The 17,890-nt window shown below is 70.3% G+C and carries 13 protein-coding genes and 1 pseudogene; 9 read left to right on the top strand and 5 right to left on the bottom strand.

What is annotated here, in order from left to right; all coding sequences use genetic code 11:
- Positions 1-51: 51 nt before the first annotated feature.
- From CW359_RS38205 to CW359_RS38195, 3 genes are read left to right on the top strand one after another with little or no spacing between them, the layout of a single operon-like run.
- On the top strand, positions 52-870 hold the full coding sequence (locus CW359_RS38205; RefSeq protein ID WP_105974820.1) for an alpha/beta fold hydrolase: 819 nt from the start codon (positions 52-54) through the stop codon (positions 868-870).
- Between the two features lie 22 nt (positions 871-892).
- Positions 893-1,324 carry a DUF7144 family membrane protein gene (locus tag CW359_RS38200; protein WP_105974819.1) on the top strand — a complete coding sequence of 144 codons (432 nt, stop codon included), beginning with the start codon at positions 893-895 and terminating at the stop codon, positions 1,322-1,324.
- A gap of 31 nt (positions 1,325-1,355) precedes the next feature.
- The gene (locus tag CW359_RS38195; RefSeq protein ID WP_332875038.1) at positions 1,356-3,560 is read left to right on the top strand and encodes an FUSC family protein; all 2,205 of its coding nucleotides are present in this window, start codon (positions 1,356-1,358) and stop codon (positions 3,558-3,560) included.
- Here the strand turns inward: CW359_RS38195 and snpA are convergent.
- Positions 3,494-4,060: pseudogene (gene snpA, locus CW359_RS38190) on the bottom strand (snapalysin); the annotation flags it as partial. The gene CW359_RS38195 and the pseudogene snpA overlap by 67 nt on opposite strands.
- 184 nt (positions 4,061-4,244) lie before the next feature.
- Here snpA and CW359_RS38185 point away from each other — a divergent pair.
- Positions 4,245-5,276 (top strand): LysR family transcriptional regulator, encoded by a 1,032-nt coding sequence (locus tag CW359_RS38185; protein WP_105974817.1) that lies wholly within the window; start codon positions 4,245-4,247, stop codon positions 5,274-5,276.
- A 12-nt stretch (positions 5,277-5,288) separates the two neighbouring features.
- Here CW359_RS38185 and CW359_RS38180 read toward each other — a convergent pair whose 3' ends face one another.
- Positions 5,289-7,358, bottom strand: coding sequence for a PhoX family protein (locus tag CW359_RS38180; RefSeq protein ID WP_105974816.1), 2,070 nt, complete (start codon positions 7,356-7,358; stop codon positions 5,289-5,291).
- Between the two features lie 309 nt (positions 7,359-7,667).
- Here CW359_RS38180 and CW359_RS38175 point away from each other — a divergent pair, with 309 nt between their 5' ends.
- Both CW359_RS38175 and metG (CW359_RS38170) read left to right on the top strand, forming a co-directional pair.
- On the top strand, positions 7,668-9,305 hold the full coding sequence (locus CW359_RS38175; protein ID WP_105974815.1) for a VWA domain-containing protein: 1,638 nt from the start codon (positions 7,668-7,670) through the stop codon (positions 9,303-9,305).
- Positions 9,306-9,385: 80 nt separating this feature from the next.
- On the top strand, positions 9,386-10,978 hold the full coding sequence (gene metG, locus CW359_RS38170) for a methionine--tRNA ligase (protein ID WP_105974814.1): 1,593 nt from the start codon (positions 9,386-9,388) through the stop codon (positions 10,976-10,978).
- Here metG (CW359_RS38170) and CW359_RS38165 read toward each other — a convergent pair whose 3' ends face one another.
- Positions 10,979-11,410, bottom strand: a complete 432-nt coding sequence (locus tag CW359_RS38165; protein ID WP_105974813.1) for a PIN domain nuclease — start codon at positions 11,408-11,410, stop codon at positions 10,979-10,981. It abuts the gene before it with no gap.
- On the bottom strand, positions 11,407-11,616 hold the full coding sequence (locus CW359_RS38160; RefSeq protein WP_055525124.1) for a type II toxin-antitoxin system VapB family antitoxin: 210 nt from the start codon (positions 11,614-11,616) through the stop codon (positions 11,407-11,409). The genes CW359_RS38165 and CW359_RS38160 overlap by 4 nt, the downstream gene beginning before the upstream one ends.
- 122 nt (positions 11,617-11,738) lie before the next feature.
- On the opposite strand from CW359_RS38160, the gene metG (CW359_RS38155) reads away from it, so the two are divergent.
- On the top strand, positions 11,739-13,481 hold the full coding sequence (gene metG / locus CW359_RS38155; protein ID WP_105974812.1) for a methionine--tRNA ligase: 1,743 nt from the start codon (positions 11,739-11,741) through the stop codon (positions 13,479-13,481).
- Between the two features lie 45 nt (positions 13,482-13,526).
- Here metG (CW359_RS38155) and CW359_RS38150 read toward each other — a convergent pair whose 3' ends face one another.
- Positions 13,527-13,949, bottom strand: coding sequence for a hypothetical protein (locus CW359_RS38150; protein ID WP_198655540.1), 423 nt, complete (start codon positions 13,947-13,949; stop codon positions 13,527-13,529).
- A gap of 227 nt (positions 13,950-14,176) precedes the next feature.
- On the opposite strand from CW359_RS38150, the gene CW359_RS38145 reads away from it, so the two are divergent.
- The gene (locus CW359_RS38145) at positions 14,177-14,542 is read left to right on the top strand and encodes a PH domain-containing protein (RefSeq protein ID WP_105974811.1); all 366 of its coding nucleotides are present in this window, start codon (positions 14,177-14,179) and stop codon (positions 14,540-14,542) included.
- 116 nt (positions 14,543-14,658) lie between these two features.
- Positions 14,659-17,886, top strand: coding sequence for an FG-GAP repeat domain-containing protein (locus CW359_RS38140; RefSeq protein WP_105974810.1), 3,228 nt, complete (start codon positions 14,659-14,661; stop codon positions 17,884-17,886).
- The last annotated feature ends 4 nt before the right edge of the window (positions 17,887-17,890 follow it).

Raw genomic sequence — 17,890 nt, 5'->3', positions numbered from 1 at the left:
GAGCAAAGATCTTATTGCACCGAGGAGTCGCCCCGATCTAGGGTCGTCCACATGCCCTCCCTTGCCCCCCTTGACTCCCTTATCCCACTTGTTCCACTTGTTCTCGTCCACGGCCATCCCTTCGACCGCACGATGTGGGACCCGCAGATCGAGGAGTTCGCCGCCACCCGCCGCGTACTCGCCCCCGACCTACGCGGCTACGACACCTCCCCCCTCACCCCCGACACCGTCACCCCGCTCTCGCGATTCGCGCGGGACATCGAGGAGTTGCTGGACAGGTCGGAGGTGGAGTCGTGCGTGCTGGGCGGGCTGTCGATGGGCGGCCAGATCGTCATGGAGTGCTGCGACCGCTTCCCGGAGCGGATCCGGGGCGTCGTCCTCGCCGACACCTTCCCCGCCCCCGAGACCCCGGAGGGCCGGCTGGCCCGCAACGCGACGGCGGACCGGCTGCTCGCCGAGGGCATGGGCGGGTACGCCGACGAGGTGCTGGGCAGGATGGTGGCGCCGTACGCGGACGAGCGGGTCAAGGCCCACGTCCACCGCATGATGACGGCGACGGACCCCCGGGGCGCGGCGGCGGCCCTCCGCGGCCGGGCCCTGCGCCCCGACTACCGCCCCCTGCTGACCCGCCTCACCGTCCCCGCCCTGGTGATCGTGGGCGCCGACGACACCTACACCCCGGTCTCCGACGCCGAGGCCATGCACACGGCGCTCCCCGACTCCACGCTCCACGTGATCGAGCGCTCGGCCCACATGCCGAACCTGGAGCGCCCGACGGAGTTCAACAGGGCCCTGTCCGGCTTTCTGGCGACGCGGATCGACACCTCTCGGGATGCGGCCCGCCGCTCACACGACGAAGGTGGTGAGTGACCGCCCTCCCGAGGAGGCACCCATGACCCAGCACGCCGCCACCCCCTCGCACCGCCCGTCCCCGGCCCCCTCCCCCTGGGCCGCCGGAGGCGTCGTCTTCGCCGGTGTACTGATGATGGTCAGCGGCATTCTCGGCATCCTCAACGGCATCGCCGGAATCGCCACGGACGACGTCTACCAGCGCATCGGCAACTACATGTACGAGTTCAGCCTCACCACCTGGGGCGTCATCCACCTCGTGATGGGCGTGCTGATCGCGTTCGCGGGCTGGGGCGTCCTCCAGGGCATGGCCTGGGCACGCGGAGTGGGCGTCGCGCTGACCGCCCTCTACCTCGTCGAGTACTTCATGTTCCTGCCGTACGCCCCCGTCTGGTCCGTCATCTCCATCGCGATCGGCGTCTTCGTGATCTGGTCCCTGGTCACCGGCGACCGCACGGACACCGCGCCCCGCTAGCGGTTCACCGCCCGCGACGATAATGGGGGCCATGCCCCGCGAGTTCCCCGTCGGCCTCACCCCTCCCGACTGGCTGGTGCGGAACCTCCGGCCCCAGCCGGCCCCGCCCGTCAACCGCCCGGCCGTGGCCCGCGCCGCCATCGCCATGGCGCTGCCCCTCGCCGTCGGCCTCGCCTGCGGCAGGCCCGCGTACGGCGCCCTCGCCTCCATGGGCGCCCTCTCCGGCGTCATCGGCGACACCGCCGACGCGTACCGGATGCGCATCCTCAACATCGCGATCCCGCAGCTCTTCGGCGCCCTCGGCGTCACGCTCGGCTCGCTGGTGTACGGCCAGGGCTGGACCGCCGTCGCCGTCGTGACCGGCGTCGCCCTCGTCTCCGGGATGATCTCGACGATCGGCGCCGTGGCCTCCGTGTCCGGACTGCTGCTGCTCCTCAACTCCGTGATCGGGGCCGGCCTGCCGCTGCCGGGGGAATGGTGGCTCGCGCCGGTACTCATGTCCGGCGGCGGGCTCCTGGTGTTGGCGTTGGCCCTGCTCGCCTGGCCGCTGCGCTCGGGGGTGCCGGAGCGGGCGGCGGTCGCGCAGACCTACCGCACGGTCGCCGACCTGCTCGCCGCCTGCGCCACCGACGGCTACGAGGACGCCCGGTACGCCGTCACCCAGTCCCTCAACCAGTCGTACGACCTCGTCCTCGCCCGGCGGGCCCGCCATCACGGCCGCAGCCCCGAACTCGTGCGGCTGCTCGCCCAGTTGAACGCCATCACCCCCGTCGTCGAGGCCGCCCCCGCCGCCCACCAGGCCGGCCGTCCGCTGCCGCCCGAGGTCCCGCAGGCGGTCCGCCACCTCGCCGACGCCGTCGGCACCGGCTACGGCGGCCCGATCGGGCTGACCGTCCCCGCACCCACCGACCACACCACCCGCGCCGTCGAACAGGCGCTGCGCCACACCGCCGACGTCGTCGGCAGCCGCTCCCCCGACCTGCGCACCTCCGCCGCCGACGACGACCGCCTCGGCCGCCCCGCCGCCCTGCGCGTACGGGCCCTGCGCGCCGCCCGGGACGTCGTCCTGTCCGGCGACTCCTGGCGCTACGGCGTCCGCCTCGCCCTCTGCATCGGCCTCGCGCAGGTACTCGTCTCGACCGTGCCGGTGCCGCGCTCCTACTGGGTCGCGCTGACCATCACCTTCGTCCTGAAGCCCGACTTCGGCTCCGTCTTCTCCCGGGCCCTGCTGCGCGCCCTGGGCACGGTCGCGGGCCTGGTGGTAGCGGCGGCGGTACTGGTCCAGGTCCCGCGCGGCTGGTGGGACGTACCGGTGATCCTGCTGCTCGCCCCGCTGATCCCGGCGTTCACCCCGCGCGGCTACGGCTACCAGACGGCCGCCATCACCCCGGTGATCCTCCTGCTCTCCGACGTCCTCAACCACCAGGGCACCGCCCTGCTGCTGCCCCGGCTCCTCGACTCCCTGATGGGCTGCGGCATCGCGCTCGTCGCGGGCTACCTCCTCTGGCCGGAGAGCTGGCACACCCGCGTCGGCGACCGCCTCGCCAACGCGGTCGCGGACACGGCCCGGTACGTCGAATCGGCGTTCCGCGACGGCACCGAGGGCGCGACCCGGGCCCGTATGCGAAGGCGTCTGTACCGCGATCTCTCCGTCGTGCGTACGGAGTTCCAGCGCGCCCTGACCGAACCGCCGCCCACCGGACGGCGGGCGGCGGCCTGGTGGCCCCTGGTCGTCGCGGTGGAACGCATCGTCGACGCGACGACCGCGGCCCGCGTCCACGTCAAACAGGGCGCGCAGCCGCCCTCGGCGGCCGAGATCGCCCAAGTCGCCTTCCAGTTGCGGGAGTTGTCGGACGGACTGCGCCGGGTGGAGACGCTGTACGCGGTGCGTACGGACCTCGGCGGACCGGCGGACAGCGTGCTGGAGCCGCTGCGCCAGGAGGTGGCGGCGGCCCGCGCGATCCCCCCCCCCCCCCCGCCCGGGGTCGGGGGGGGGGGGCCCTCCCTGGTGCAGAGGGACGGCCCGCGCCGGTGGGGGGTGGGGGCTCTACTGGGGCCGGGTAGCACCTGGGTGCTACGCCGGGACGTACGACCGTGGTGCTACCGCGCCGCGGCAGCCAGTCCGTTGATCCAGAGCTGGTTCACACGGGCGCGTTCGGCCGCGTTCGGAACGGCGTTGGTGCAGGAGGTGCCAGGACCGCCGCCCGACATCAGCTCGCTGCACGGGCCGGAGTAGTGGTCGGGCAGCCCGAGGACATGGCCCGTCTCGTGGGCGGTGATACGGGTCGGGTCGTACTGCCTGCTCTGCGCGTAGTCGATGAAGATGTAGCCGCTGCCGTGCCCGTCCGTGGAGGCGAAGGAGCCGCGCGAGTCGTTGCCCTCGCGGTAGGTGAAGTCGGCGGCGGACGCGCTGCCCGCCGCGAGCTTCACATTCGTCACCGAGCTGTTCCAGATCGAGGTGGAGCGGGCTATCTCGGCGCTGAACGAGGGCGCGCGGGACGCGTTGTAGACGACGGTGACGGCGGCGGCCGAACGCGGGTTCGCGGCCCGCTTCTCGGCGACGGACTTCAACACGGCCTCGAAGAACGCCTTGTTGGCGCCGGCCTCCTCGGCCGACCCGGCGTACGAGGCCCGTACGGTGGGACTGGCGGTCGCGGGAACCGCCGTACCCAGGGCGAGAGTTGCGAGGCTGAGGCCTAACGCCGCCGCCACGGCACCAGAGGTGGATTTCCGCATCGATGACTCCTTGAGTGGGGGGTGAAGTCGATCGGTCGTATCGTGAGTGTCGGTGCCTGTACGGCGGCTGTGATGATGGCAAGTGGCGATAGCGCGGCCCTATCGCCTGCCTCGAACCGGCTCGCTGTGTACTGTCGGATGGCATGGACATGTGCATGCGCGCGTCCCAGGCGGAGCTTCCCGCATGGAACTAGAGATACGGCACCTCAGAGCACTGTGCGCCATCGCCGACACCGGCAGCCTGCACCGCGCGGCCCGTCAACTGGGCGTGGCGCAGCCCTCGTTGAGCACCCAGTTGCGCCGGATCGAACACGAGCTGGGCGGTGAGCTGTTCAGCCGCACCCGCTCCGGCTGCCGTCCGACCCCGCTCGGCCGGGTCGTCCTGAGCCGGGCCCGCCCGCTGGTGACGGAGATGCGCTCACTGGTCACGGAGGCCCGGGCCGCCGCTGCCGACGGACCCCAGCTCCGCATCGGCTCCACGGCCAGCCGGGCCCTCTCCGGCTGGCTCCGCCGGCTGCGCGAGGACCAGCGCGAACCCACCCTCCGCATGGACGTCTCCGCGAACGCGCTCCTGCGCATGGTCGCCGACGGCCAGCTGGACGTCGCCTTCGTGCACGAGGTCGAGGGCTGCCCGCTGCGCGTCCCCGACGGCCTGCGCCTTCGCGTACTCGTCGACCGGGAACCCCAGTTCGTGTCCCTGCCCGCCGACCACCCGGCCGCCGTACGACCGGTCGTCCACCTCGCCGAGCTGGCCGGCGACCGCTGGATGGTGGACGAGACGGTCGACGGCGAGTTCGACGCCGTACTGCGCATGCTGCGCACCGCCGGCCTCAACCCCCGTGTCCTCCACGGCGATTACCACACCACGGCCGCCCTGGTGGCGACCGGCGAGGTGGTCACCGTCTGCCAGGCGACCTGCCTGCCCCGCCCCGAGATGGCCGTACGCCGACTGCACGGCGACCCGCTGGGTGTACGGCTGCTGCTGGCGGCCCGTACGGAGCCGGATCTCGACGAGGTGCATCCGGCACTGGCGGAGGCGTACGGCGAGGTGGCGCGACAGGCACCGGCGTACCGCGAGTGGCTGGAACAGGAAGAAGGACAGGAAGAGGGACGGGAAGAGGGGCGGGAAGAAGAACAGGGACAGAGGCCGGAGACGGGGCCGGGACCGGAGCGGAGCGATACGCCCCCTCCGGTCCCGGCCGCCCTTCCCCGGTAGCTGTCGGCCCGGTCAGCTGCCGATGTCGCAGCCGTCCTTGCGCCAGACCGCGACGACCGCCGGGCGGACGTAGGTGCCCGGTCCGTCGGGCCAGGTGCTGGCCGGGGACTCGACGGTCGCGCCGGTGATCTCACCCGGGTGCTGCACGGCGACGAGCACCTGGCGCTCCCCGATGACCGGACCGCAGGTCTCGGCGCCGGTCGGCACGGTGAGGAACTGCTTCAGGTCACCGCGCCTGGCGCCCTTGGTGGCGACGCCGAACAGGCCGTCGTGGGAGCCGAGTTGGGCACCGTCGGTGGAGATCCACAGGTTGCCGTGCGGGTCGAAGGCGACGTTGTCCGGGCAGGAGATCGGGCTGACGTCGTCCTTCGGGAAGCCCGCGAAGTAGGTCGCCGGGTCGTCCGGGTCGCCCGCGACGAGGAAGAGCAGCCAGGCGAACTCGGTGCTCTCCGGCCGGTTCCGGCGCTCGGTCAGCTCCAGGATGTGGCCGTGCTTGTTGGCGTTGCGCGGGTTGGCCTCGTCGGCCTTGGCGTTCGAACCGACGCCGCGGTTGGTGTTGTTGGTGAGCGCGACGTAGACCTTGCCGCTGGTGGGGTTGGGCTCGATGTCCTCGGGCCGGTCCATCTTGGTGGCGCCGACCTTGTCCCCGGCGAGCCGCGTGAAGACGAAGACCTCCTCGGCGGTCATGCCGTCGACGTGCGAGACGGCGCCCTTGGCGGTGGCGGTGGCCAGCGGGATCCACGTACCGCTGCCGTCGAACTCGCCGTCGGCGGGCAGCTTCCCGCTCCCGTCGATCTCGATGGCGGGGGAGTCGCCGGTGAGCTTGGCGACGTAGAGAGTGCCCTCGTCGAGGAGGGAGAGGTTGTGCTCACGGACGGAGCGGGAGTCGCCGTGCCGCATGCGCTTGCTGCTGACGAACTTGTAGAAGTAGTCGAAGCGTTCGTCGTCGCCGGTGTAGACGACGGGACGGCCGTCGGAGGTCAGCCGGACGGTGGCGGCCTCGTGCTTGAAGCGGCCGAGGGCGGTGTGCTTGCGGGGCGTGGAGGAGGGGTCGTAGGGGTCGAACTCCACGACGTACCCGAAGCGGTGGACCTCGTTGGGCTCCTGCGCGACGTCGAACCGCTTGTCGAACCTCTCCCACTTGCGCTCGCTGGCGCCGGTGCCGATGCCGTACCGCTTGTCGGTGTCCCGGGAGGCGTTGGCGAAGTACTGGTTGAAGTTCTCCTCGCCGTGGAGGGTGGTCCCCCAGGGCGTCGTGCCGCCGGAGCAGTTGTTGAGCGTGCCGTAGGCCTTCCGCCCGGTCGGGTCGACGGAGGTCTTGAGGAGGGCGGAGCCGGCGGCCGGTCCGGTGATCCGGAACTCGGTGGTGGCGGTGACGCGCCGGTTCAGCGGGTGGCGCAGTACGGGCGTGAGCTTCCCGGTCCTGCGGTCCCCCTCCACCACGACGGCGGAGAGCCCGTGCGCGGCCCAGGCGATCTCGACCTGCTCGCGGGTGGGGTTGGCGGCGTCGTAGCCGCGGAACATCAGGATCTCGTCGGTGTACTCGTGGTTGGCGACGAGGAGCTTCTGGTTGCCGTGCAGGGGGAGCAGGGCGAGGAAGTCGTTGTTGTACCCGAACTGGCCGGCCTGCGCGGCGGCGGTCTGGTGCTCCGGGTCGAAGGCGGGGGCACCGCGGAGGATGGGCTCGCCCCAGCGGATGACGACGTTCTGGCTGTAGCCGCCGGGGATGGTGACGGTGTCGGCGGTGTTGGGCTCGACGGAGGTGAAGCGCAGCCCGCGCGGCACGGCGGAGTGGGAGGGGCGGGGGTGACGGGAGGCCGCGGTGGCTGCTTCCGCACCCTGCGCACCGGCGACGTTCACGGCGGTTCCGGCCGCCGTGACGACGGTGACGACGGCCGCGGCGCGCATCACGGAACGGCGGCTGAGGGCATCGGCGATCACATCGCCGACGTACTCGTTGGCGGAGGTGTTGGGAACCTCGTGGAAGCAGGCGTCACCACACCGGAAACGGCAGGTCATCGACGACCGACCGCCAGGATGCGTTCCGGACGACGATCCGATCAACGGCAGCAGCTTGCGCACTTTACTCTCCCCTTGGTGTCCCCATACGTGCCCTTGGTGTGAGCGTGACGCTAGGTGGACGGGGGAGCAAGGGCGGGGCGCCCGGATGAACGAGGGGTGAACCTGTGGGAGCGGTAAGGGTGTCGGGGGCGCCCGGGCCCTGATGAGGGGCGGCGCGGGAGGTCGGCGGAGGGTTGGCGGAGTGGCGCCCTTGACGTCCGTCGGGTTCCGTGAAAGACCCTGCCCAAGATCGCCAGTTCGGCCCGCTAACCTTACGTGTCCGTCCTGGCCAGGGATTGACGGCTACAACTCACGTGAAGGGTTGCGCACATGGGCATTCTCACTCTCCTGCGGAACGCGTTCGGCAAGTCACGCAAGGGGCGTGACGCCGAGGCGGCGCCCGCGCGGGAGGCGGAGTCGGCTCCTCAGCAGGAGACCACCACCGAGCCGAAGATCCCGACCCCGTCCCCGGAACCAACCCTGACAGAGCCGACCGCAAGCCCGTCGGCCACCATCCCGAGCCCGACCCCGGACCCGACCCCGACCCCGGAACCCGCCAAGTCATCGGTGGTGGACGACCTGGTGTCAGCAGCCTTCGACAACGTGACGGTCCCCAAGCCGGCGAAGCCGGTGGACGGGGATGCGGTGACGCCGGTGGATGCGGTGACGCCGGTGGCGGAGGAGGCACCGGTGGCGGAAGCAGAGCCGGAGGTTGCGTCTGTGGCTGAGCCGGAGGTTGCGGCTGAGCCGGAGACGGTGGCTGAGGTTGTGACTGAGGCTGAGGTTGCGGCGGAGCCGGAGCCCGTGGCGGAAGTCGAGCCGGAGGTCGCGGTTGAGGCCAAGGTCGCAGCCGACCCGGAGCCTGTGACGGAGGTCGAGCCCGAGCCGGAGACGGTGACCGAGGTTGCCGCCGAGGCAGAGGCCGAGCCTGTCGCCGAGGTGACGCCGGAGCCCGAGGTTGAGCCTGTGGCGGAGGTTGTGGCTGAGACAGAGGCCGAGCCTGTGGCGGAGGCCGCCCCGGAGCCCGTCGTCGAGACGCCTGCGGAACCCGAGGCGGAGCCTGAGCCCGTGGCGGAGGTTGTGGCGGAGGCCGCCCCGGAGCCTGTCGCCGAGGCGACTCCGGAACCCGAGGCGGAGCCCGTCGCCGAGGTGACCCCCGAGCCGGAGGCCGCGCCTGCGGCTGAAGTTGAGGCTGAGGTTGCTGAGGACCTGGAAGTAGCGGCAGCCGCCGACGCACAGGAAGCCCCACAGGCGCCACCCGCACCCGAGGACGAAGCCGTCACGGGCAGTGCGGGTGGGAACACAGATGACGCCGAGGGCGAAGCCGAGGCGACCCACGTCCCCCCAACCCTCCTCACCGCCTACAACGCCGCCACCACCACCCTCACCACCCTCAACCTCACCAACACCCCCGCCAAGATCTACCTCGTTCTGGACCGCAGCGCGTCAATGCGCCCGTACTACAAGGACGGTTCCGCCCAGGCCCTAGGCGAGCAGACCCTCGCCCTCGCCGCCCACCTCGACCCCGCCGCCACCGTCCACGTCGTCTTCTTCTCCACGGAACTGGACGGCACCGGCGAGCTGACCCTCCCCGACCACGACAACAAGATCGACGAGCTGCACGCCGGCCTCGGCCGCATGGGACGTACGAGCTACCACGTGGCCGTGGAAGAAGTCCTCACGCACTACCAGAAGTCCGGCACCACCGACCCCGCCCTGGTCGTCTTCCAGACGGACGGCGCCCCGGACGCCAAGACCCCCGCCACCCAGTCCCTCACGGACGCGGCGAAGAGCCACCCGGCCGTCTTCTTCTCCTTCGTCGCCTTCGGCGAGCAGGACAACAAGGCCTTCGACTACCTCCGCAAGCTGAAGACGGACAACACGTCCTTCTTCCACGCGGGCCCGACCCCGCGCGAGCTGACGGACACGGAGCTGTACGAGGGCGTACTGGCGAACTGGCGTCCGTAGTGCTCACACACGTCCGCTGAGGAAGAGGCCCGGGGCGACCCCCCGGGCCTTTTCCGTACCCCCTCTGTACCCTCACGCCCATGGCGTACTACGTCTCCACCCCCATCTACTACGTCAACGACGCCCCGCACCTGGGCCACGCGTACACGACGGTCGCAGGCGACGTACTCACCCGCTGGCACCGCCAGCGCGGCGAGACCGTGTGGTATCTGACCGGCACCGACGAGCACGGTCAGAAGATCATGCGCACGGCGGAGGCGAACGGCGTCAGCCCGCAGGAGTGGGCGGACAGGCTGGTCGACGAGGCGTGGAAGCCGCTCTGGGAGCACCTGCGGATCGCGAACGACGACTTCATCCGCACGACGGAGCGGCGTCACACGGACCGGGTCCAGGAGTTCGTCCAGGATCTGCACGACAAGGGCGAGATCTACAAGGGCGGCTACGAGGGCCCGTACTGCGTGGGCTGCGAGGAGTACAAACTCCCGGGCGACCTGATCGAGGGAGAGGACGGCGCCAAGCTGTGCGCCATCCACAAGAAGCCGGTGGAGATCCTCAAGGAGGAGAACTACTTCTTCAGGCTCAGCGAGTACGGTGACCGGCTCCTCGCCCACTACGAGGCGAACCCGGGCTTCATCCAGCCCGAGTCGGCGCGCAACGAGGTCGTGAACTTCGTCCGCCAGGGCCTCCAGGACCTCTCCATCTCCCGTTCCACCTTCGACTGGGGCGTCCCGGTCCCGTGGGACGACGAGCATGTGATCTACGTATGGGTCGACGCCCTGCTGAACTACGCGACGGCGGTCGGCTACAACGAGAACCCGGAGAAGTTCGAGAGCACCTTCCCCGCCGACGTACACCTGGTCGGCAAGGACATCCTCCGCTTCCACGCGATCATCTGGCCCGCGATGCTGATGGCCCAGGGCCTGCCGCTGCCGGGCAGGATCGCGGCGAACGGCTGGCTGATGGTCGGCGGCGAGAAGATGTCGAAGTCCAACCTGACCGGTATCAAGCCCCAGGACCTGACCGCCCACTTCGGCGTGGACGCGTACCGCTGGTACTTCCTGCGCGCGATCGCCTTCGGCCAGGACGGCTCGTTCTCCTGGGAGGACTTCACCGCCCGGTACACGAGCGAACTGGCCAACGACTACGGCAACCTCGCGTCACGCGTCGCGGCGATGGTCGGCAAGTACTTCGGCGGCACACTGCCGGCGGCGACGGCGGCGGGCGAGGCGGAGAAAGCGATCCACGACGGCCTGGCGAAAGCCGTCGCGGAGGCCGACCGCCGGATCGGCGACGAGGTGGACTTCCAGGGCGGCATCCTGGCGATCTTCGACTTCGTGAAGCAGGTCAACGGCTACCTCACGGAACAGGAACCGTGGAAGGTGGCGAAGGACGAGTCCCCGCAGGGCAGGACCCGCCTGGCGACGATCCTCTACACCGCCGCGGAGTCGCTGCGCGCACTGGCGGTCCTGCTCAACCCGGTAATGCCGGACACCTCGCAGAAACTCTGGGACTCCCTCGGCGCGGACACCACCCTCGGCCCCCTCCCCGACCAGAGGCTCACGGACGCCGCCACCTGGGGCCGCCTCCCGGCGGGCACGAGGATCACGAAGGGCGCGGTGCTCTTCCCGCGCCTGGAGAACCTGGAGACCCCGGCGGAGAAGCCGGGCGCGTAGTCACGGCTCCTCTCCGGCCTCGGTCGCGGCCAGCCAGACGGTCGGCTGCCCGGTACGACGGGCGACAGTGTCGAAGTCCCGGTCGTGGTGGAGCAGGGACAGACCCGACAGCTCGGCCGTGGCGGCGACAAGCAGATCGACCGGCCCGGCCGAGCGGTGCTCTCCGTTGTCGGTGAGCAGCTGCTGAACCTCGCGAGCACGCTGGTAGATGCCGTCGGGCATCAGGGTCCAGCTGAACAGGCGCCGCAGACGCTCCTGTTTGGCATCCCGGTCCTTTCCGGACCGGGATGAGTAGAGAAGCTCCAGTTCGGTCAGGTCACAGAGCGCGACCAGCCCGTTGTCGAGCACCTGCCCCCATCGCTCGTCGTACGCATCACTGCTGAGGAGGCGCACGACGGCCGAGGTGTCGATCAGATACGAGACGTCACTCACCGGCGATAGTTCCTCTTGTCCAGGAGGATGTCGAAGTCACCTCGCGCTCCCATCTCACGGAGCTCGGCCAGCGCTATGGCCCGGCTGCGCCGCTTGGCGACTTCCAGCAGCGCGGTGTTGACGGTGTCCTTCTTGGTCTTCGTGCCCAGCAGGAGCTGAGCCTCCGCCAGAGCCTCGTCGTCGACCTCGATGAGCAGCTTCGACATGACAGACCTCCCCATATAGATGAACACCCTCAAGTATATACAGGCGCAGCGACCGTCCACTCACGGCTACGATTCCAAGGTTCGCCAAACGGCACGAAAATCGACCTGGGAGCAGCCCCCCGATGGCACGACACCTCATCACCAGCGCCCTTCCGTACATCAACGGGATCAAGCACCTGGGCAACATGGTGGGGTCCATGCTCCCGGCGGACGTCTACTCCCGGTATCTGCGTCAGCGTGGTCACGACGTCCTCTACATCTGCGCCACCGACGAGCACGGCACCCCGGCCGAGCTGGCCGCGAAGGAGCGGGGCATCCCCGTAGCGGACTTCTGTGCGCAGGCGCACGACGCGCAGAAGGCGGTGTACGACGGTTTCGCGCTGGCCTTCGACTACTTCGGCCGGAGTTCGAGTCCCCAGAACGTCGAGATCACCCAGCACTTCGCCCGTCGGCTCAACGAGAACGGGTTCATCGAAGAGCGCGCCATCCGCCAGGTGTACAGCCCGGCCGACGGGCGGTTCCTCCCGGACCGTTACGTGGAGGGCACCTGCCCGCACTGCGGTTACGACAAGGCGCGCGGCGACCAGTGCGAGAACTGCACCCGGGTCCTCGACCCCACCGACCTGATCAACCCCAGGTCCGCCATCTCCGGCTCCACCGATCTGGAGGTCCGGGAGACCAAGCACCTCTTCCTCCTCCAGTCGAAGCTCCAGCACGAGGTCGAGGAGTGGGTCACCGCCCACGAGGGCCAGTGGCCGCACCTCGCCTCCTCCATCGCCCGCAAGTGGCTGACCGAGGGCCTGCACGACCGCGCGATCACCCGCGACCTCGACTGGGGCGTCCCGGTCCCGGCCGACACCTGGCCGGAGCTGGCGGCCGAGGGCAAGGTCTTCTACGTGTGGTTCGACGCCCCGATCGAGTACATCGGGGCGACGAAGGAGTGGGCGGACGCCGCGCAAGACACAGACCCGGAGACCCGGGACTGGAAGTCCTGGTGGTACGAGGCCGACGGCGGCGAGAACCCGGTCCGCTACACGGAGTTCATGGCCAAGGACAACGTCCCCTTCCACACCGTCATGTTCCCGGCCACCGAACTCGGCGTCCGCGAACCGTGGAAGAAGGTCGACGTCGTCAAGGCCTTCAACTGGCTGACGTACTACGGCGGGAAGTTCTCCACCTCCCAGAAGCGCGGCGTCTTCACCGACCAGGCCCTGTCCATCCTCCCGGCGGACTACTGGCGCTACTTCCTCATCGCCAACGCCCCCGAGTCCGACGACTCCTCCTTCACCTGGGAGCACTTCACCGCCACGGTGAACAAGGACCTCGCCGACACCCTCGGCAACTTCGTCAACCGCGTCCTGTCCTTCTCGAAGAAGCGCTTCGGCGACGAGGTCCCGGCGGGCGCGGCGGCCGGTGACGCGGAGGCGCGGCTCGGTGAGCAGATCGCCGAGCTGCTCGCGGAGTACGAGAACCAGCTGGAGGCGCTGCAGTTCCGCAAGGCGGCAGCCGCCCTGCGCGCCCTCTGGTCGGCGGGCAACTCCTACCTGGAGGAGAAGGCCCCCTGGCTGGAGATCAAGACCGACCAGGACGCCGCCGCCCTGACCCTCCGTACGGCGATGAACCTCATCCACCTCTACTCGGTGGTCTCGGAGCCCTTCATCCCGTCGACGTCGGCGACGATGCGCGCGGCGTTCGCGCTCCAGGACGACACCCGGACGTGGTTCACGCCCGAGGAGGCGAAGTCCCTGTCGACCGTCCCGGCCGGCACCGCCTTCACCGTCCCGCCGGTCCTCTTCGCGAAGCTGACGGACGACGACCTGGAGACGTACAAGGAGCGATTCGGCGGCGCCCCCGAGCAGCCGTAGCCGTAGCTGTAGCTGTAGCTGTAGCTGTAGCCGTAGCCACGGCTGTCACGCAGTGACCTTGAACCGCCCGTCGACTCCCTTGAGCCGGCGGGCGGTTCTGCCGTCGGCGTCGCTCTCCACACCCGGCGGACCGGACTCCAGCCCGAGCGCGGTGCGCGCGGCGCTGACGTACTGGAGCCCCTCCAGCGCGGTCTGCCGCGCGAGCGCGTACTCGGCGGGCGTGCGGGCGGCGGCCAGCTGCCCCCGGGCGGCGTGATGCCGGCCGGTCGCCTCGGCCAGCGCCCGCGCGGCGGCGTCGTCGGCGCCGGGGCGCAGCCCGGTCAGGCTCCCGCCGAGCCGCACGACCCACCGGTTGGCCTCGACCTCGGCGTCCAGCCCGGAGACCACGGCCTGCTGCCTGCGCAGCAGGACGACGGAGGCCGCCGCTCCGACGATCAGCAGCAGCGTGAGCGGAACGACGATTCCCATGGCTTCCTCCAGCGAGCGCGAGTGCGGTGATCCCTATGAGACGCCCCGCCTCTGTGCGCTCCCGACGAGAAGTCTGTGCGCCGCCTGCGAACCTCCGGTGTCCGGAATCTCCGGCTCCTCTAGGCAGGCCCGCGTTTCGGCCGATATACAGGCCCAAGATCATGTGAAGGCAGTCAATTACCGAGACACGGGCAGAGATTCTCGTCTGCCCGATGGGGGACACAGCCATGGCACTCTTCGGCAACGCGCACACCGTCGACCCGGCCACCGCACAGCAGGACTACGCCCGGCTGCTGGGCCAGAACGAGCAGGTGCACGCCGCGTACCAGCTGATCCGCGACACCATCCTCTTCACCGACCGGCGGCTCCTGCTCGTCGACAAGCAGGGCATCACCGGCAAGAAGGTGGAGTACCACTCGGTGCCGTACCGCAGCATCACCCACTTCGCAGTGGAGACTGCGGGCACCTTCGACCTCGACGCCGAGCTGAAGATCTGGATCTCCGGTTCGCCGACCCCGGTCCAGAAGACGTTCACCAAGGGCGTCGACATCTACGAGGTGCAGGCGATACTCACGCAGTTCGTCGCCAAGTAAGCGAAGCGGGAAAAAGCGCTGACAGGGGTACGCAAGATCACGGCCCGCCCCAAGCCCTGGTAAAGTCCGCTCACTTGTGCGAGGGCTGGGGAGCCCTCCGGGGGAGGGAACTTCACGTGGGCAGACACGCCCCGAGACGGGGCGGGCCGACCGCGCTCGTCTCCGCTTTCGCCGTCGCCGTAGCAGCCGGCACCATCACCCTTTTCGCCGCGACGCCCGACGGCGGCGGCGCGGCACAGGCCGCCACGACAGCCACAGCAGCCGCAGCAGCCGCGACCACCGAGATCGTCCTGGACGATCCCCTCTGGACGTTCCCCCGCACCGAGCGTCTGCTCGCGGCGGGCGAGACCGGTTTCCTGCACCGGCAGACCGACGTCGCGGGGCTGCTGTGGACGGACTACGCGGACGGCACGACCGTCACCGTCCAGGGACCGAGCGGGGTCTTCGAGCCGAACGACCGCTCCGGTTGCGACGACATCGACGAGGCGTGCCCTTCGGGCTTCTTCGCGCAGGGCGGGGACACCGTGGCGCTGCAGCCCCGCGAGCGCGACGAGGACACCGTGCTGTGGAGCCCCGACGGCAGCCCGCCGCAGACCGTCTACCTGCCGGGCGACTACCTCGGCACCTACGGGTCGACGGTCGTCACGGGCGACGAGGAGCGCGTCCTGGACGACGGCTCCGTCGTGGAGGGCTCCTGGCTGGAGCTGACCGACTTCGTCGACGGCGAGCAGCGCGACCGTACGGTGACCGGCTTCCCGACCGACGGGTACAAGGGCTACGCGCCCGACACGACCGGTGACCGAAACGGCGCGCTGCTCGCCTACACCACCAGCGCGACAGACGGTGTCCACACGTCCACCATCGGTTATCTCGACTTCGCCACCGCCGAGTTCACCGTGGCCTTCACCGGCGCGGCCCCCTTCCCGGAGGTCGTACTCACCGAGGACCGCGTCGGCTGGTACACGCCCGCCTCCGGCCTGCATCTGAAGCCCCGCGCCGACCTCGGTGCCGAGGAGACGGTCCCGGTCGCCGGGAACCCCGGCGGTGACGGGGAGACCGACGAGGACATGTACGCGCCCCTTCCCGTCCTCGTCGGGAACTGGCTCGTGCTGACGGACCCGAAGGGCGGCAGCACCGCCGTCTCCCTGACCGACGGCTCCACCCGCACCCTGCTGAACGACACCTACGGCAACCCGCTGGCCGTCCCCGACGGCTCCGCCCTGGTCACCGGCGGGACCGGCGCCGCCGACTGGTGGATCCACCGGATCACCGAAGGCCCGGACGGCGCCCCGAAGTTGACGAAGCTGTACAAGGTCGCCCCGTACGAGAACCCCAAGAGCGGGGTCGCCCTCAGCCGGGGCCACCTGCGCGTCGCGGAGAACACCTCGGGCGACGACGCGACGTCCGTGCGCACCCTCACCACGGACAACGCCACCACGCTGACCGCGTCCGCCGCCAAGACGGGACAGACGGTCAACCCCATCTGCCCGTACGCGGGCACCGTCTGCTCGGTCCTGTGGGGCAACCAGGCAGCGGAGCCCGAGGACGTCTTCCTCCAGCGGACCAGCGGCGGCAAGGAACGCCTGACGTCCATCAACGAGGAATGGGGCAACAGTGTGCTGGCGTTCGGCACCGGGGGCGGCGCCGTCGTCGACGTCTCCGACAACTACGTCGTCTACAACTCCGGCGGCACCGCACCCGCGCAGTACGTCGGCGAGTTCGTCCAGGGCCAGAAGCTGAAGCGCACGATCCGCGCAGCCGCCCTCAACGGCTCCACCCTGTGGAGCGCCACCGGCACCTCCGGTCAGCTCACCTCGTACAGCCTCACCACCAACAAGACCCTCGCCACGGTCACCGTCCCGGGCCTCGGCTGCGTGCCGAGCGAACTGCAGGCGGCGGGCCGCTGGGTGTACTGGGCCTGCGGTACCGCCTCGGCGGGCGTGTACGACACGCAGTCCCGCAAGTCGACCGCCGTCAGGCCCGGCGATGTGCTGCTCGGCGACGGATTCACCGTCCGCCACGACCACACCACCGACGAACTGGTCCTCACCGAGACGCCCACCGGCACCACCCGCGTCCTCGCCGCCCACATCCCGGACACCGGCCTGGCCGTGGACCGGCGCTACCGCTGGACGGTGGACGAGTACACGGGCCTGGTCGCCTGGTTCGACGCGTACGAGCAGACGCACGTCGCCACCACCGGCGTCGCCCCGTCCAGCCCGACCGCGTTCGTCAGCGAGATCGACAGTTCCCTCGTGGATGTGCCCACCTCGACGGCCTACCCCTGGCGGGGCTCCTGGCTGCTCTCCCGCCCGGTCACCTCCTGGTCCCTCACCTTCACCTCGGAGCAGAGCACCGCGACCGGCCGGGTCACCCGCACGTTCACCGGCGGCGCGACCCGTGCCTGGCTCGCGGCGAGCTGGAACGGGCGTACGGCGAACGGGAGTTACTTCCCCAACGGCGACCACACCTGGACGCTGAGGGCGACCGGCCTCGGCACCTCCGCCCCGGTCACGGTGGCCACCGGCACGGGCTACACCGAGCGCGGTTCGGCCGTGCGCCACGACTTCACGGACCTGGAAGGCCCGGACGGCCTCGGCGACCTGCTCACCCTCAGCGGCTCCGGCGCCCTGGCCTTCCACGACGGCAACGGCAAGGGCGGGATCAGCCGCGACAACGGCGAGAACACCGGCACCGGCTGGTCCACCTCCGTCAGGGCGGTCCCCTTCGGCGACCTGAGCGGCGACCGCTGCAACGACGTACTAGTGCGCATGGCCAACGGGGCCCTGCGCCTGTACAAGCCACGCTGCGGCTACCCGGTCACACCGACGACGGCGTACACCACCCTCGCCACCTCCGGCTGGACCCAGCACGACATCCTCACCTCCCCCGGCGACATCTCCGGCGACGGCCGCCCCGACCTGATCGCCCGCAAGGCGTCCAACGGGACCGTCTACCTCTACAAGGGCACCAGCGCGGGCAAGCTCGCCGCGCCGGTCAGGCTGTACGCGGACTGGCGGGCGTACAAGAAGATCGTCGGCGCGGGCGATCTCAACGGCGACGGCATCGGCGACCTCCTCGCCCAGGACAAGGCGAACAACCTGTACCGGTTCGACGGCACGGGCCGGGGCACCTTCACCGCCCGTACGAAGCTGTTCGGGGCCTGGGGAGCCTCGTACAACGCGGTCGTCGGTGTCGGTGACCTCAACAGCGACGGCCGGGCCGACCTCGTCGCCCGCGACACGGCCGGCAACCTGTACCGCCAGAGCGGCGACGGCAAGGGGTCGTTCGGGGCGCGGGCGAAGATCGGGAGCGGCTGGGGGGCGTACAAGGCCCTCTCCTGACGGT

The sequence above is a fragment of the Streptomyces geranii genome, assembly GCF_002954775.1.
In the GTDB taxonomy this organism is placed as follows: Bacteria; Actinomycetota; Actinomycetes; order Streptomycetales; family Streptomycetaceae; genus Streptomyces; species Streptomyces geranii.
The sequence above is the reverse complement of the archived record's forward strand: the minus strand, read 5'-3'. Positions and strand labels throughout refer to the sequence as shown.